This is a genomic window from Coleofasciculus sp. G3-WIS-01 (assembly GCF_040223135.1).
GTDB lineage: Bacteria > Cyanobacteriota > Cyanobacteriia > Cyanobacteriales > Coleofasciculaceae > Coleofasciculus.
In genome coordinates this window covers 1-17,278 of sequence record NZ_JAVJZI010000104.1, presented here as the reverse complement: position 1 = coordinate 17,278, position 17,278 = coordinate 1, and the positions used below count along the sequence as shown (strand labels likewise).

The window sequence follows — 17,278 nt, the reverse complement described above, 5'->3', positions numbered from 1 at the left end:
TATTAACCTACTCCGTTGCATAATGTATATTTTATCAGTCTCAGCGATAAGATAGAGGAACAAAAAAATGATTAAATCTTAAATCTAATAGGTCTGGTTAAAAAGCTAGAATTAATCAAAAACATAATAATTTAAACTTACAAAATAAATAGTATTATTTTATACAATTTAACCCCCAAGGATTGTTAATTTTAGTATAGTATTGTAACCTTACCCAATTTTAAGAGTTATCTGGCGACAAATACAACTATTGGATAGAGTTGACGAGTATAATTTTTAACCAGCTAATCGCTTAACCGGGTAAACTGGGAAGAGGTTGATGATATGGAAAAAATAACTCATCTGTTGCGGACACAGGCACAGATAAAAGAGGCAACTGGACAACCAGGTTCCAGGGCAATATTGAAGTCTTTGGGCAGATTGACTGGTAAGAGTTGCTCAAAATTGGCAGGATACATCAGGGTAGGGACTGTAGCGCTCACCAGTTGTGTTTGGCTGGCTTGGGGTAGCGACGCCATTGCCCAAATTATCCCCGATGAAACCTGGGGCGCTGAACAATCGATGCCTGCCTTTAATGCTCCCCTCCTTGACGGAACTCTAGCTGATGTTCTGATTAAGGCGGGAGCAAGGCGTGATTCTAACCTGTTCCACAGTTTTGAACAATTTGATATCGGGGAACTACAGCGTGTCTATTTTGATTCTCCCCAAGGCATTGAAAATATTTTTAGTCGGGTCAGGGGAAATGACGCCTCGGATATTCTGGGGACGCTGGGTGTCAATGGTGGGGCAAATCTGTTTTTCATTAATCCCAATGGGATTATTTTTGGCGAGAATGCTTCTCTGGATGTTCAGGGTTCATTTGTGGCAACCACAGCCAATGGGATTCAGTTTGGGGAGCAGGGATTTTTTAGTACCACACAGTCAGATGTTCCTTCGCCGTTACTGACAGTGAATCCGTCGGCGTTTCTGTTTAATCAAATCACGCCAGGGAGAATTGAATCGCGTTCAATAAAAGAAGTAGGATTTGACCCATCCGGCTTTCCTCTATTTGGTTTGCAAGTTCCTGATGGTCAGAGTCTGCTGCTGGTGGGCGGAGATATCCTGATTGATGGAGGAGGGATAGGCGGAGGATTGGCTGCAGTAGAAGGTCGAGTGGAATTAGCTGCTGTAGCTGGTTCAGGGACAGTTGGACTGAGTGTGGATGGTAGTACCCTCTCATTGAATGTTCCCCCAGAAATACCGCGAGCCGATATAGCGTTGACCAATGGCGCTTTTGTCACTACGGCGAGTGAAGGTGGGGGTGATATTCAAGTCTGGGGCAAGGAAATTACCCTAACTGACTTTTCTCAACTTTTCTCCGGTTCTGTTGGTGCAGGTAAGGGCGGAAATATTGTGGTGAATGCCTCCGAATTGGTGGAAGCTCGTGATTTTGGTAGTGGCTTTTTTGCAGACAGCAATGCAGCCGGAGACGGAGGAGATGTGACAGTTACGACACCCGTGCTACAGCTAAGGGATGGGGCACAGATTGTCACCGCTACTCGTGGTACAGGTAATGCGGGTAATATAGTAGTGAATGCCTCGGAGTCGGTACAAGTCAGTGGGGGCGTTATATTTGATGGTATGCGACGTTCCAGTGGTCTGAGAACGGATGCTCTGTTCGGCGAGGGGAATGGAGGAGATATAACAATTAACACGCCTGTACTTGAGATGAAAGACGGCGCTGTAATTGCTAGTAGCAGTTCCCGTGACAGCACAGGTAATGGTGGAGATATAACTGTCGTTGCCTTGGAGTCGGTGCAACTGATGGGTGAGAGCCGTTTAACGTCCCAAACAGCAGGGGAAGGCGATGCGGGTAATCTGAGAATTGATACGCCCTTACTGATGGTGCAAAATCAGGCACAAATTACAGCAGATACCATTAGGAGGGGAAAGGCGGGAATAATAGAAATTAACGCCGCCGGAATTGAGTCGTATTCCTATCCTAATTTTGTTAGAACTTGACCCGTCTCAGGGATTGGTAGAATTGCCCGTAGAACTTGTTGACGTGACGCGGCTAGTTGAACAAAGTCTTTGTGCGGCTGCACAGGGAAGTGAATTTATCGTAACTGGGCGCGGTGGCTTGCCTAAGCCTCCAAATCAGATGCTTGATGCTGAGGCGATTTGGGAAGATTGGCGGATAACTACTGTGGGGGAATCAACGGAGGTGCAGCAATCTAACCAGAACAGCCGCCAAGAAGTTACAGGGAATAACCCGAAGAAATTTGTCGAAGCTCAAGGTTGGTTTAAAGATGCCAATGGTACGATTATTCTCACCGCAGAACCAACGGTTGTGACACCCCACGCAACGGGTTTTCCATCGTTCACCTGTCAATAGTTAAACAGTTTGTGAAACCTTACAGAAATCGAATGTCGTTGAATTAAGCGAGGTTCGTAGTTGCGCTGTCTTCGCTATGAACGTCGGCTATTTACTAAAGGCTTGTAGTAAGCGCTGAAGCGCTTGTGGCACTAAAGTGCCTACTACAAACATAAATCCAAAAGGTTTAATGATATGAAACGCCTAGTATCCTTATCTGTAAATAAAATATCAAAGGTCTGTGTTCCTCGGAAGTTTAATGGGTTAGCCAAATGGGTAAATTTACGCTTTTCTGTATTGGCGCGATCGCTCAGGCTTGTAGTCAGCGCTTCAGCGCTTATGGCACTAAAGTGCCTACTACGAACGGCGCGATCGCTCCTGTTGGCTCTGTTGGGGTTAAGCTTAAGTCTGGGTATCCATACAGTACCCCAGGTAAGGGCAGAACTCCCTGCTAGCACAGAGACTCCAGCCTTAGTCCAAATCGGCAAAAATCACTACGATATTGGACAATTTACCGAAGCCGTACAGGTTTTGCAACAAGCGGCACAGGGGTACGCCGAGACTGGGAATACTCTCCAGCAAGCCCAAATATTAAGCCTCTTGTCCTTAACTTATCAGAAACTCGGACAGTGGCAAGCTGCTGAACAAGCGATTCAAACCAGTTTGTCTTTACTCGAAACTGTACCTCAAGCCAACCCAAGGGTTCGCGCTCAAGTCTTCAATGCTCAAGGGCGGCTACAATTAGCTACAGGCAACGCTGAAGCGGCTTTAGCCACCTGGGAAAAGGCAGAAACTCTCTATCAGCAAGCGGGTGATCCTGTAGGGGCAATTGGTAGCCAAATTAATCAAACCGAGGCAATGCAATCCTTGGGATTGTATCGGCGCACACAACAGCTTTATCAGCGGTTAGAACAAGCTCTTTTCGGGTTAGAGGATTCACCCGTTAAGGTGGCTGGGTTGCAAAATTTCGGGACTGTTTTGCGACAAGGGGGGGATTTAGAAAAATCTCAGGACATTCTCAGCCAAAGTTTAGCCTTAACTCAAGCCTTAGGTTTACCGCAACAGGAAAGTCAGACATTGCTGAGTTTAGGCAATACAGAGCAAACCTTAGCCCAACGCGCTAAAGTGTTTGAAAATTCCTCAGACAAAGACTATATTCAAGCTGCCCTGACTCACTACCAACAGGCGGCAATGAAAGCCACGATTCCTTTAACCCGAATTCAAGCTAAACTTAATCAATTGAATTTATTGATTGAGACTGAATCTCTATCACCGGATCAAGAGTTTTTGTCTTCAATATCAACCGGATTATTAACTTTACCTGCTAGTCGGGCTTCTGTTTATGCTCATGTTAATTTTGCTGAAAGTTTGCTCCAGATGCCAGAGTTAATGGCACAGGGGCAACGCATGAATGATATTGCAGCAATCTTAACGACAGCGATTCAACAGGCTGAAGGTTTAGCAGACCAACGGGCGATATCGTATAGTTTGGGTAGTTTAGGTAAGCTCTATGAAAAAACCAAAGACTGGACAAATGCCAAAAATGTGACCGAAAAGGCACTCCTGATTGCTCAACAGATGAATGCAGCTGATATCGCCTATCAATGGCAATGGCAAATGGGGCGATTACTGCAAGCCCAAGCCCAAGATAATTCTCCAAATCGGCTTGTCAATTCAGACGCGATCGCATATTACAATGAAGCCGTTAAGACACTCAACAATTTACGCGGTGATTTAGTCGCCCTCAATCCCGAAATTCAGTTTTCTTTCCGAGAAACCGTCGAACCTGTTTATCGTGAATTCGTCGATTTACTTCTGCGTTCCCCCACTCCCAATAAAGCCAATCTGATTCAAGCCCGCAATATCATGGAAGCCTTGCAATTGGCTGAACTGGATAACTTCTTTCGCGATGCTTGTGCCACACCAGAAGCCGTGAATATTGATAACGTTGATCCCCAAGCGGCGATCATTTATCCAATTATATTACCCAATCGCTTGGAGATCATTCTCAAATTACCTGGACAAAATAACCTGCGCCACTATGCCCATCAAGGCGTCTCTGAACTTCAAGTTGATCAAGCCGTGGAAAAATTGCGAGAGGATTTAACCAAACGTAGTACGAGCATCAGTAAAATTAAACAGGATGCGGCACAACTTTACGATTGGTTAATTCGCCCCTTTGAAGCCGATTTAGATCCCGCAAACTTAGATAACCCCACCGTTAAAACTTTAGTATTTGTCCTCGATAGTTCCTTACGCAATATTCCCCCCTCGACTCTCTATGACGGAGAGAAGTATTTAGTGGAGCGGTATGCAGTGGCGTTGACTCCCGGTTTACAACTCCTAGAACCCAAACCCCTCAACCGCGAAAATTTCCGAGGGTTGATTGCTGGAACGACAAATGCACCCAGCTTTGAGCAAGAAGGATTTTCTACCCTAGACAATGTAGCCGATGAGTTAGCCGGAATCCGAAACCAACTCAACCTAAGTCAAAGCCTAGAGAATCAGGATTTTATACAAGATAATATCCGCAATCAGATTAATATGGAACCCTTTAATCTGGTACACATTGCCACCCATGGCAAATTTAGTTCTAATCCCCAACAAACCTTCCTCTTAGACTGGAGTGGGCGGATTAATGTTCAGGATTTAGATAGTTTATTACGCACCAATGAACCCAATCGTACTACCGCTATTGAATTACTGGTATTAAGTGCTTGCGAAACAGCCGCTGGAGATAAGCGTGCAGCGTTAGGATTAGCCGGAATTGCCGTGCGAGCGGGTGCCCGCAGCACATTGGCGACATTGTGGCAAGTCAACGATGCATCCACCGCAGAATTTATGCAACGGTTTTATCAACAGTTAAAAGAGCCTCAACTGAGTAAAGCTGAAGCTCTGCGGAAAACTCAAATTGCTTTCTTAACCGAGTATCCAGATGATCCGGATAAAGATTACCTACGCCCCTATCATTGGGCACCCTTTATTCTGATTGGGAATTGGTTATAACATTAGTTGGTATAATACTGCCAACCAGGGGTTCTTGCTCAATGGCTTTTAAGCCAATTCGATTATCTCCCAAGAGTTCTAGCCAGATACTTTCTAATGTTGAATTTTGGGGATACTCTAAACGTAATTGAGCAAACTCTGTCATCATGTCATACCAAATGTCATGCTTGGCATAAGCCGCAACTCGTTCTAGGGGATTTTTTGCTCGATTTAATTCGGCTTCAAGTTCAGGAGATTTGGAAACTCGTCGCACCAATCCTGTCAGCGAGGCTGGAGCCAGTTGAGTCACTAATTCCTCGGATTCGGCTACAGAAGTACAACTTATTTCAAAATACCAGCGATAGGTTTTACCTGTTTCTAACGCCTTTTCAGTTGGAGGCACGGTTACACTGACAATTCCTGGTGTGGCTGGTAGTTGAAAGGTGGTGCGATAAACATCATGTTCCCCGTATTGGAGAGAAAATTCTCCAGACGATACTTTTTCTGAACCGTAGGGGACATAAACCCAAAAAGTGGGATGTTTACTCACGGTTAACTGAAAGTTATTACCACCTGCCATGCGCGTCAGGAGACGATCTCCTTCCTTGTATGCACATCCACCACGGGTACCCGTTCCATTGTCAGTTGTAGGAGTACCATTACCATCATCACCGGGTAAATTGGGCAGGAGAGAGGGAATTGATATTGGCTCAAAAATAGTATTCGACGACTCAACCTGTGCCGTCGCTGGGGAAAGAGTAGTCATTAGACTAAGGATAATACCTATTGCTAGTACGGGTTGGCATCGAGGGATAAGCCTAAATTGGAAAATGTTCATGTCTCTGTTTGTAACGATACTAGAGGATAGAACGTGGTTTTATTATCGGTAGGGCAGTTATTTGAGTAGGAAAGCCGGGAATAATTTAAGGGGCTTTACTGGAACTCCTCACCCAGACAATATTTTTGCCGCAATATTTAATTATAGATGCACCCGTCACGTTTTCTGGGGTAATTTCCCTATTCTAAATACACTAAATAGTTACTCCAAAGATGATATAAGGGAAGATGGGAAGTTGAACCGCCAAATAAATTGGGTTCAAACAATTGATAAAGATAAAGAGACATCGGGATGACAATATCTGTGATTGAAACTTCCTCTTCTGGTTCATTTTGATTTTCCTGATTGAAAAATGTGAGAATACTATTTCTGGAATTATCTGATTCTGGACGCCAACTTAGTCCATTATTAGAAGAGCAGCGAGGGCATTCAGGATCTGGAAGAGGACTACAAAGACGAGGATTCAAACTACATAGAAAGGGAAAAAATTGAGAGCGATAAAATTGAGAGCGAGAAGATTGAGAGCGAGAAGATTGACTAAAACTATTTAGCAAAAATCCTGAATACGCCGGATATAACAGTAAAGAAGTATCAGGAGTGTATGAATCCCAAATGCTAAGTCTCATCTGTGTACCAATGCTCCTAGTTAGTATTTAGGAAGGGGTGGCTGCGTGAATTAGTTTTCTTTGCCTTCCCTTTTCGATTCTCAGTATCGGTGACAATTACCCCAAAGAGTTGAGGAAAATTCAGGACTTGAAAACTCAGGAAAATTGAGGGGGTTCAGGAAAGTTGAGGTTTATTTCCGTAAATATTAGCAATTATTTTATCGTACTTGTATCCTTATAATCATTAAAATTTATAACTCAGTGTAACGATTAGCTTAATGGCAACAAACGCGATCGCTATCCTACCCCACAATTCTTGCAAACCTTGATACGAAAAAGCTTGAGCCATTCCCACAAACTAACTGAACCCTAATTGTATCAAATATTACCTTTCAAATTCTGTCAGTGCTTCCCTGATAATTGTATCAATATGTAAAAAATATAGTCAATTTGCTATGGTTGAACTAGAAACTATCTATGACTCTATTATGGCAGGCAGAGTCTCGCCAACGGCATTCCCAGCCAAACCCCTATATTCTTAACCCAACACAGTTAGAATCATTCACGCCCGACTACTATGTAGAACGCTCTCCCTGGGAAAGCACTTGTTATCAAACCCTCTTACAACCGGGAACCCTGGTGCGGATTAAAGCACCCAGTTTAATGGGTAAAACCTTACTCGTAAATCGGGTATTAGCTAAATTAGCCACTCAAGGCTACCGTACCGCGAGTTTAAGCTTTAAACTAGCCGATAGTCAGAGTCATTTCACTCATCTGGATAAATTTTTACGGTGGTTTTGTATTAATCTCACTCGCGAACTCGGCTTAGCCAATGCCTTAGACGATTATTGGGATGAAGAGGATATGGGTTCTAAGGTCAGTTGTACTACCTATTTTGAAGACTATCTCTTAGCCTCCACGAATAGTCCCATTGCCTTGTGCTTAGATGATGTACATTTACTCTTCCCGTATCCCGAAATTTATGAAGACTTTTTCGGACTCTTGCGCTCCTGGTATGAAAAAGCCAGAAGTCGCCAACGGTGGAAACTATTGCGGTTAATTATCGTCCATTCAACTGATGTTTATATTCGCCTCAACATTAATCAATCACCATTTAATGTTGGGTTACCCATTGAACTTGCTGATTTTACCTTAGAGCAGATACAAGAGTTTGCCAAAAAATATGGACTCAATCCTGATCTGAGTTATCTTCAACCCTTAATCAACATGATTGGAGGACATCCCTATTTAGTCGAACGCGCCTTTACCTACCTAAAAAATGACCCCAATATGCCCCTCGATCAACTCTTAGCCACCGCACCTACAGACGCTGGAATTTATGCCAGTCATTTGCGAGAAAATTGGTTTTATCTGCAATCTCATCCTCAACTCGCAGAGGCGTTTAAAACCGTTGTTACCACGACAAACCCTATACAACTTGAACCCATGCAAGCCTATCAACTTCATAGTATAGGATTAATCAAACGGTCGGGCAATCAAGTCGAACCCCGCTGTGATTTATATCGTCAATATTTCTGCAATCATTAAGGAGTGAATACCTAATGAGAGCTGATGAACTCAACGGGGCTGATCGGTATCATCTTGGCGGAAGCTTACCCGCTGATGCACCGACGTATGTAGTCAGAAAAGCAGATTCTGAACTCTATAACGGTTTACTAGCCGGGGAATATTGCTATGTCCTTAATTCTCGGCAAATGGGAAAATCCTCCCTGCGAATCCGTACCATGTGCAAACTCAAAGCCCAAGGAATTGCCTGTGCCGAAATTGAACTGAATGGTATTGGGAGTCAACAGATTAGCGCCCAGCAATGGTACGGTGGGATTATCCAAGAATTAATTAGTGGTTTCGATTTACAAGTGAATCGACGTAACTGGTTACGAGAATATGAGGATCTCTCGCCAGTACAGCGTTTGGGCAAATTTTTAGAAACAGTATTGTTAAAACAGATTACTCAAAACATCGTTATTTTTATCGATGAAATTGATAGTGTTTTGGGATTGAGTTTTCCGGCTGATGATTTTTTTGTACTGATCCGTAATTGTTATGACAGACGGGCAACCAAATCTGACTACAAACGCCTTACTTTTGCCTTATTGGGAGTAGCTACACCATCGGATTTAATTCAAGATAAATATGCAACCCCATTTAACATTGGTCGGGCAATTGAATTGAAAGGGTTTCAAGTTCACGAAAGCGCGGCTTTAATTCAAGGGTTAGTCGGACGAGTGAGCTGTCCCCAAGCTGTATTAAGCGAGGTATTGTATTGGACAGGGGGTCAGCCGTTTCTCACCCAGAAATTATGTTGGCTTCTGGTGAATCGTTGTAATCAGGAACAGAATGGACTCTGTATTATTCCTGAGAATGAAGCCCCGCGATGGGTGAAACAGTTTGTGCAAACGCAAATTATTGAAAATTGGGAAGCCCAAGATGAACCGGAACATCTGAGAACGATTCGCGATCGCCTGCTGGGACAACTTCACTGTTGTCAACGATCCCTCCAGATTTATCGAATCATTTTAGAACAGGGAAGTGTTGAGGCAAAAAATAGTCCTGAACATATCGAATTGCGGCTATCGGGATTAGTGAATAAGCACCAGGGTAACTTAGTGGTTTATAACCCGATCTATCAAACCGTTTTTAATCTAGATTGGATTGAAAAATATTGTCCCAAGGAACGGATTCTTGCCGTCGTCTTTACCGATGTGGAATCATTCTCGACAAAAATGGCAGCCGATGAGAAGCATACCATGGGACTGCTCCAAAGGGATTTTCAGCTTATCAGGGAATGCTGTGAGCAGTTTTCCGGCGAGGTACTCAAAGGGTTGGGAGATGGGTTGTTGATGCGCTTTGAAACTGCACAAAAGGCTGTTGATTGCGCGATCGCGATCCAAAATTCCCTCAAAACCGCTGCGGCGAATTTGCCCAAGCGTGACATTCTCCGCCATCGAATTGGTATCCATCTGGGGGAAGTGTTTTTCTTCCAAAATGATTTCGGTGTTTCACCCTCCCGTAATTTTATCAACGCCTATCAGGATGATGTGATGGGTAATGTGGTGAATGTGGCGGCGCGGCTGCAAACTGAAGCACCTGCGGGGGGAATTTTTCTTTCCCAAACCGTATACGAAGCCGTTAAAGATCATCTCAATGAAGTGAAGGAGCAGCAACAGCTTCAGATTATGAAAGCTGGAGAGCGCTTGTTAAAGAATATTCCCCAACCTGTCGCTGTTTATATTATTACTCTTGATCCGTACCTGCAACCCTGGTGGTGGAATATAATCATCGTCTTGATCACAGCCGCGATCGCGACAGGTATGGTTTTCGGGGTGCGATCGCGCGGTTGGTTGGAATCCTGGGAACTCAGCGTATTCGATCACCTGATGCGGCTGCAACCCCATGAAGGACCCGATGAACGACTCTTAATTGTAGAGATTACCGAAAAAGACGTTCAGGCTCAACCCTCAGCCGAACGAGTTGGCTCATCTCTATCTGATCGAGCCTTTGCTCAACTCTTAGCCAAATTAGAGTCTTATCAACCCCAAACCATTGGCTTAGATATTTATCGCGATCGCCCTGTAGACGAAAACTATCCAGAGTTAGCCCAAGCCATGAAAAAGAGCGATCGCTTGTTTACCATCTGCCATTACGGGAATCCTGGAGTTTTACCGCCACCGGAAGTGTCAGCGGAACGACAAGGGTTTAATAATGTTGTCCTCGATACAGATGAAATTCTGCGTCGTCATCTTATCGCCGTTTCTGACCCCTTACCCTGTCAAAATCAATACGCTTTTAGTATACAGATTGCCGCTCATTATCTAAAGAGCCAAGGAATTAAACCGCAACTGAATCCCGAAGGTTACCTCCAGTTTGGCTCAACGGTATTTAAAACTCTAGAAAAAAACACAGGTGGCTATTCTAATATTGATTCGAGTGGTCACCAAATCTTACTCAATTACCGCGCCACTCCCCAGATTGCTGAGAAAATTACGCTCACAGATGTTCTGAATGGTCAACTCAATCCTAAGCGAGTAAAAAATCGTATTGTTCTGATTGGCACCACCGCTCCCAGTTTTAATGATCATCGTTGGCGTACTCCCTCTAGTGGAGGACAGAATACCGTTCAAACCCTGACCGGGATTGAAATTCAGGCGCAGATGGTCAGTCAAATTCTCAGTGCTGTTTTAGATCATCGACCCCTGATGTGGTGGTGGTCCCAACCCATTGAGATCCTCTGGATTGGCGGCTGGTCTTTAGTTGGAGGAATACTCGCCCACAATTCTTGTTCACTATTAGGTTTTCTGAGCCGAGGCGGAGTCGCTACAGGTATTTTATACGGAAGCGGGTGGGTTCTTTTCCTGCAAGGGGGTTGGATACCGATAGTTCCCGCCGCTTTAGCCTTGGTCATGACTGGAGGTATACTGATTGTTTTCGGGAGTATGTCAGGGAAAGCACGCAATATTCCAGCTAACCGGATAAGTTGGGTTTCGTTTCTCAACCCAACCTACTTGCGTTGACATGCACCCTTGTTTTCTCTGAGTTGAAATCTCCATTTTATGACTGATTAGTTTTTTGGTAGGGTGGGGAAGAACCCGCCGGACATTGAATAGTATTCTCCACTACTTCAGGTTGAGGGGGAGGCGTTTGTGACGGTTGATTCGTCTGGCAAATTTGATCAATCGCCGATTCCCCAATCACAAACACCGCCCCGGTATAACTCTTTAAATCCGGCTTCTTCGCTTGAGCCGTAACCAGGGCTTGCTGTTGATTCGCTGAGACAATCTGATACTCATAAGATTCAGGCTGCGATTGCAAAGGAATTGCCAACTCCTCTAAGCTTGAGGCAAATTGTTCGTGTTGTAAATAGAAAATTTGTTGGCTTTTATTCACCGAATTAATAAAGGATTTGGCTTCTAATTCTCCCGCTAAATCAATTGGTGGCAATGGTGAAGGAGTCAGGAGAGTGTGGGTAGGTAAAATCGGTTGAGGTTCATTTAGAGACAGAGAAGATTTTGCCGTGTTTTGATTTTCTGGGACGGGTGAGTCGCTATTTTTTGGGGTTTCTGTGGGCTTAGAAGACACCTGATTAGAAAGCGGGCGCTGTTGCCAATACCAATACAGAGAAGTCACCGCCCCCCCAAAAATAAGTAAGACAACTCCTGCTACCCATTTCACTTTTCGCCCTTTCAGCAGCTTGAGCCAATTCAACTGAATCGGTGTTTTCCTTAGGGGGGATGATTTAGAGGGATTGGACCTTGAAGCGACTGCTCTGCCTTGATTCGTATCCGATTCATCCCTTATAATCTGCGTTGGTGCGTCCGGAGCATAATCCCATCGCGCCGTAGAATCTTGGCTATAACTATTTGTCCTTGATGGGGGATAGTTGACCGCTGAATTCCGAGAACGTTTCCCAGATGTCGCCGCCGAATTTTCTCCTGTTCCGGTCAAGGATTTTGCCGGATTCCTCATTCCCGACTTGCTTATTTTTCCGGTTGTTTTATCCAACATCTTGGTTGGCATCTGGGTCAATTTTTGTCCTTTGGTTCTCGCCCCTTGAATAGACATTCCTTTCCCAGGAGAGGATGTGATAATACCCGAATTGTAATGAGCTAGATTTTTCAGATCAGCTAAGACTGCTGTGACGGATTGGTAACGCTGACGGAAGTCATAGCGCACCATTTTATCGATAACATAACCCAGACCTGGGCTAATATTCAGTTGATCGCGCCAGAGAAATTCACTGGTTTCAGGGTCTTGTTGTAGTTCTTTTGGGTGTAACCCGGTCAAAGCTTGGATACCAATCATCCCCACCCCATAGATATCACTGCTAAAGCGCGGTTTTCCGGCTAATTGTTCGTTAGGCATATAGCCGGCTGAACCAATGGCAATCGTCAGCGCCGTTGGTTCCTTGGTTTCGACGGGTTGAGTACTGATTTGTTTAACCGCGCCAAAATCAATTAAAACAATTTTATGATCGGATTTGCGTTTGATGATATTCGCAGGCTTGAGATCCCGGTGAATAACTTGATGCTGATGAACAAACTCCAGAGGTTTTAAAATTTCTTGTAATAGTCGAATAACAATTGCCTCTCTCAACGGCTTACCGAGGGGTAAAAGTTTAGATAGACTATCACCTTCGATAAATTCCTGGACTAAATAAAATTCTTGATTTTCTTCAAAGTGAGCGAACAGTCGGGGAATTTGCTCATGGTTTCCTAATTTGTACAGAACCTCGGCTTCGGTATTGAATAAACGTCTTGCTGTCTGCAACATCCCCGGATCAGTGGTTTTTGGCTTCAGTTGCTTGACAACACACCAAGGATAACCGGGTAATTGTCTATCTTCTGCGAGAAAGGTGGTTCCAAACCCACCCGCCCCAAGCTGACGGATAACGCGGTAGCGCCCACTAAGTGTAATATCGGTCATGAGAGTTGTATCTAGGTTGTCAGCGTAAGCCATCTGATCAAACGAGACTGCAAATTGTACATTAGCCTAACTTCATTGTCCCTGCTAATCCGGCAATGTAACAATCAATCTGTGATAAGTGCATCAGGAATTACTCTATGGCATCCTCGCACCCAGAATCGGTTATAGCGCTTGGCGAGCAAGGCGATGAGCGCTTCCTTTCTTAAATTGGATTCGATAGATAGTATTGCACCCCTCCTTTTTCAGGATAATCGCAATCGGGCTACAGTTGAAAGGTTTACTCTATCACGAGGTCTATCAGGAGTCCCCAATCGGGTATTCACAGTTTGACCGATCTAGTTAGTGATTGGTTTGAGTTGAGAATAGAGCAAAATCTGAATAGGATAGACATACTAACAGATTGCCCACTCTAATCCAGTCACTCAATTGTAAAGGAATAATTTATGGCTTACTTCTGGTATAAGGCGTTTCACCTAATTGGCGTTGTTGTCTGGTTTGCTGGGTTATTCTACCTCGTGCGTCTTTTTGTCTATCACGCAGAAGCCTCACAGGAAGCGGAACCCGCGCAAACGATTCTGAAAAATCAATACCAACTCATGGAGAAACGTCTCTACAACATCATTACCACACCGGGAATGATTGTGACTGTCGCCATGGCAATTGGTTTACTCACCACTGAGCCAGAGGTTTTAAAATCCGGTTGGATGCACGCTAAGTTGGGGTTTGTCGTGGTGTTGCTGGCTTATCATTTTTACTGCGGTCGGTTGATGCGACGGTTAGCATCTGGAGAATGTCAATGGACCAGTCAACAGTTTCGCGCACTCAATGAAGCCCCCACTGTCCTACTCGTCGCGATTGTTTTACTTGCCGTGTTTAAGAATAGTTTACCCACAGATATCACGGCTTGGGGAATCTTTGCCCTGATTATTGCTATGGCAGCATCGATTCAACTCTATGCTAAAAAACGGAAGCGGGATAAGGAAAAAAGTCTGGCAGAAGCGTCCCCAGCAACCAGTGAGGAGATGAGCGAACAGGTATCTGCCTAAGGACAAATGAACTGTGGTAGAGACGTTCCGGCTGAACGTCTCTTCTGGTTAAGAAGAGTAAACTTTGGGATTAACATTTCCTTATCTTTTGTGGAAAACTAAGTGGTTTCTGTGGAAAAGTGGCAATATCTGTGGAAAAGTCAGGCTTTTTCCAGGGGGTATGAGTGATTAAAAGGTAATCTGATCCGACTCATAAGCTGGGGGTTCAACATGAATCAACACTCGCACCGGATGAAAGCGTTCTTCTAATCGATCCTCCACGGCTTCGGTAATTTGGTGGGCGGTTTCCACGTCTTTGGCATCAACAATCAGATGCATTTCCAGAAAGACTTGACGCCCCAAAACGCCACGAGAGGCGATATCGTGGCAGTTGATTACTCCAGGAACTTGCATAACAATGACTTGAATCGCTTCAGGTGCGATCGCGACTTCATCCACTAACCAGGGTAAGTTATCTTTTAACACCTCCCAACCACTGCGAAAGACTAACAGGGCGACAGGAAAGGCGAGAATCACATCTAGCCACTGGAGTTGGGGCAGATTCCATACTTCTCCTTGCCAGATGCCAATCAATCCTAGCAAAACCGTAATGGTTACCCACACATCACTCATCGTGTGTTGAGCATCCGCTATCAAAATCGCACTTCCCACCCGCTTCCCCACATTTCTTTCATAGAAGGTGACGAAAATATTCACGCCTAAGACAATCAGCAGTAACCACAACTCTGGTGCTGCAATCTTGATCGGCGTCAAACCGTTGACAATCCTCTCGATTGTGCCTTTGAGAATTTCAAAACAGGCGATGCCCAAAAACGCCGCAATCCCCAAAGCGCCCACCGCTTCAAACTTCTGATGACCATAGGGATGTTCGCGATCGGGGTGAGGAGACGAAAACCGATTCGCCACTAAGCCCAAAACATTATTGGCACTATCGGTGACACTGTGCAACGCATCAGCTTTTAAGCTCAAAGACCCTGTTAAAATGCCAACAACGGCTTTCAATGCCATCACGAATACATTCAACACCAGGGTAATCAGCAAAACCTTGCGAACTTCAGCACGTTTGTCGGCTGGCATTATGTTTGCCCCTAAATAACTAATTTCCCCTATCTTTAGTTTAGTCGGGAAAATGACTGAAACCCTTGTCCTTTAATGCTTTTAATTCTCTAAGCTGCCTAATTTTTTGTAGGCTTCTTGCGAGTTTTTCTAGGAAATGCGTGCCAAGACGCCTAATTCTTTGGTAGATTTTCGGAGGGACTTAGTTACCATCTTCTATCAGTAAGCGCTCATTATTAAGATTTATTGCTCATGGTTCCAGCTCAACTTACCCTCAATCTGGCTCAAGGGTCTGTATCGTTCAAATTTACGCCGGAAGCTGCCCAAAATTTACAAAAGGCACTTGCCCAACTTGTACAAACCTTAAAAGCTACGGCTCAAGCCCCAGGCAGTACCAGCAAGCCCAGTCCACAAAAACCGATAGAGTACCAATATACTGGGGATGTTTTCTTGGAAATTTTCTGCAATCCCAATATTTACCCCAGTCCCTTTGCGGCTAAAGTCCTAATTACACTGCGGGATGAACGCATCCGTTTGAGTACGGAAGCCGAACTGACTCGGGTGATTGAGGATGTCAATCAGTATCTAGAACAAGTTGGCTGACAATTGAAGGTAGGGCAGCTTTACAGAAGTGTAAAGTATTGTAAAATAAGCAAGGGGTTCAAAGACAAAATTATGAGTTCTAACAATATCCAAGACGTTTTACAAACTGGTTTCCGTGTATCGCTGGGGGCTACCACTTCCCTCATCGAAAGCCTCCAGGATCAGCAAAAGCGGGAAGAAAACCTGTCCCTGCTGAACTTAGACTTCAATCAACAGGTTGCTGAGTTGTCAAAAAAAGGCGAAAAAACCGAGCAAGAGGCTCAACGCTTGATTGAACAGATATTCAACCAAATGAACCAACCGACAGAATCAGCTACACCATCAACGCCCAGCGAAAGCGGTTCAACACCATCAACGGGAACCACATCTCGCAGTACCCAACAAGAACTTGAAGAACTGACGGTACAAATCGCCCTGATCCGAACCGAGTTAGAGCAGATGCGTAACCCTGACTAGAAAAAATAATACCGACTTGTGCCTCATCGTAGCCTCATCTTAATGGATAGGTTAACTGGGGTTAGAAGCTGTTTGTTAATTTCTGGACACATCTAGACATTTCTTCCCGTTTGGGTACTTTTCACCCATAGCTGTAGCCATCCTTTCGATGAATTGGTTTTTCGACATATTCTAGTTTGATGCCAATCCGTTTTTTACCAGTTGTCGGATAGATCTCACCTCTACCGTTGCTGTATGGGCAAAGTCGAGCAACATAAGTTCCTGTGTTCACACCTTTTGGGATGATCGTTTTCACGATGTCGCCAGTACAGAAGCCATGAATCGGACGCAATGGGCGATACTTGTGCGGATAACCTAGTCTATCGGTTTGGCATCGTTGCCGCCCACCCTGCCCCGTTGCTTTGACTTGCAGAATCTTATTGGTCAAAACTTTGAGCATTTCGGTTACACCAACACAAGCAGCATCTAACCAATGCGCTTTATCGAGTCCTAACCGAGTGCGGTTATATTTGGTTTGTCCACCTGTCCCGGTCGTCACGGGTAGTTTCATTGCCTTGAGCGTCTCGAATAACTTCGAGCGCGTTACGTTAACCGCAGCAGCATCTTTCAACGGTGCTTTGGCAAGTTTGAGAATGCGGTTCTCTAGTTCGGGTTTACCTTTGAGAAAGTCTTTCAGGTCTTTATTCCCTTTCTTTTGGTTGCACTTTTCACAGGCAAGACACAGGTTAGAAACACGGTCAGAACCGCCCTTGGCGCGTGAAATGATATGTTCGACTTGCAATGGAACGCCTTTTTTTGAGCAGTAAGTACACTTGCGTCCCCATTTTTCGAGAAGATACTCTCGTACCTCGAAACCAAAGAGAGTCCCTTGCTGGTATTGGACTCCTGAGATTTC

At 44.6% G+C, this 17,278-nt stretch carries 13 protein-coding genes; 8 read left to right on the top strand and 5 right to left on the bottom strand.

What is annotated here, in order from left to right:
* Window positions 1-324: 324 nt before the first annotated feature.
* The 3 genes from RIM23_RS10920 (at window position 325) to RIM23_RS10910 (ending at window position 5,359) form a co-directional block, all read left to right on the top strand.
* Window positions 325-2,001 carry a filamentous hemagglutinin N-terminal domain-containing protein gene (locus RIM23_RS10920; protein ID WP_446366964.1) on the top strand — a complete coding sequence of 559 codons (1,677 nt, stop codon included), beginning with the start codon at window positions 325-327 and terminating at the stop codon, window positions 1,999-2,001.
* Window positions 1,988-2,374 (top strand): hypothetical protein, encoded by a 387-nt coding sequence (locus RIM23_RS10915; protein ID WP_446366962.1) that lies wholly within the window; start codon window positions 1,988-1,990, stop codon window positions 2,372-2,374. The genes RIM23_RS10920 and RIM23_RS10915 overlap by 14 nt, the downstream gene beginning before the upstream one ends.
* Window positions 2,375-2,548: 174 nt before the next feature.
* On the top strand, window positions 2,549-5,359 hold the full coding sequence (locus RIM23_RS10910) for a CHAT domain-containing protein (RefSeq protein WP_446366960.1): 2,811 nt from the start codon (window positions 2,549-2,551) through the stop codon (window positions 5,357-5,359).
* Here the strand turns inward: RIM23_RS10910 and RIM23_RS10905 are convergent.
* Both RIM23_RS10905 and RIM23_RS10900 read right to left on the bottom strand, forming a co-directional pair.
* Window positions 5,334-6,104: a DUF928 domain-containing protein gene (locus RIM23_RS10905; RefSeq protein ID WP_446366958.1), complete on the bottom strand. Its 771-nt coding sequence runs from the start codon at window positions 6,102-6,104 to the stop codon at window positions 5,334-5,336. The genes RIM23_RS10910 and RIM23_RS10905 overlap by 26 nt on opposite strands.
* A 251-nt stretch (window positions 6,105-6,355) precedes the next feature.
* Window positions 6,356-6,802: a hypothetical protein gene (locus tag RIM23_RS10900; protein ID WP_446366956.1), complete on the bottom strand. Its 447-nt coding sequence runs from the start codon at window positions 6,800-6,802 to the stop codon at window positions 6,356-6,358.
* Between the two features lie 456 nt (window positions 6,803-7,258).
* Between RIM23_RS10900 and RIM23_RS10895 the strand changes: the two genes are divergently transcribed.
* Complete coding sequence (locus RIM23_RS10895; protein WP_446366954.1) at window positions 7,259-8,329, top strand: AAA-like domain-containing protein; 1,071 nt, start codon at window positions 7,259-7,261, stop codon at window positions 8,327-8,329.
* 14 nt (window positions 8,330-8,343) lie between these two features.
* The gene (locus RIM23_RS10890) at window positions 8,344-11,313 is read left to right on the top strand and encodes a CHASE2 domain-containing protein (RefSeq protein WP_446366952.1); all 2,970 of its coding nucleotides are present in this window, start codon (window positions 8,344-8,346) and stop codon (window positions 11,311-11,313) included.
* Between the two features lie 37 nt (window positions 11,314-11,350).
* Here the strand turns inward: RIM23_RS10890 and RIM23_RS10885 are convergent, their stop codons facing one another.
* Window positions 11,351-13,255 carry a protein kinase domain-containing protein gene (locus RIM23_RS10885; RefSeq protein ID WP_446366950.1) on the bottom strand — a complete coding sequence of 635 codons (1,905 nt, stop codon included), beginning with the start codon at window positions 13,253-13,255 and terminating at the stop codon, window positions 11,351-11,353.
* A gap of 410 nt (window positions 13,256-13,665) precedes the next feature.
* On the opposite strand from RIM23_RS10885, the gene hemJ reads away from it, so the two are divergent.
* Entirely contained in the window at window positions 13,666-14,268 is a 603-nt protein-coding gene (hemJ, locus tag RIM23_RS10880) for a protoporphyrinogen oxidase HemJ (RefSeq protein WP_446366948.1), read from the top strand.
* 168 nt (window positions 14,269-14,436) lie between these two features.
* Here hemJ and RIM23_RS10875 read toward each other — a convergent pair whose 3' ends face one another.
* Complete coding sequence (locus tag RIM23_RS10875) at window positions 14,437-15,345, bottom strand: cation diffusion facilitator family transporter (RefSeq protein WP_446366946.1); 909 nt, start codon at window positions 15,343-15,345, stop codon at window positions 14,437-14,439.
* A 231-nt stretch (window positions 15,346-15,576) separates the two neighbouring features.
* Between RIM23_RS10875 and RIM23_RS10870 the strand changes: the two genes are divergently transcribed.
* The gene (locus tag RIM23_RS10870) at window positions 15,577-15,927 is read left to right on the top strand and encodes a hypothetical protein (protein WP_006100292.1); all 351 of its coding nucleotides are present in this window, start codon (window positions 15,577-15,579) and stop codon (window positions 15,925-15,927) included.
* Window positions 15,928-15,999: 72 nt separating this feature from the next.
* Complete coding sequence (locus RIM23_RS10865; protein WP_446366944.1) at window positions 16,000-16,383, top strand: hypothetical protein; 384 nt, start codon at window positions 16,000-16,002, stop codon at window positions 16,381-16,383.
* A gap of 121 nt (window positions 16,384-16,504) precedes the next feature.
* On the opposite strand, the gene iscB is transcribed toward RIM23_RS10865, so the two are convergent.
* On the bottom strand, window positions 16,505-17,278 hold a 774-nt coding region (iscB, locus tag RIM23_RS10860; protein WP_446366942.1), incomplete at its 5' end, for an RNA-guided endonuclease IscB.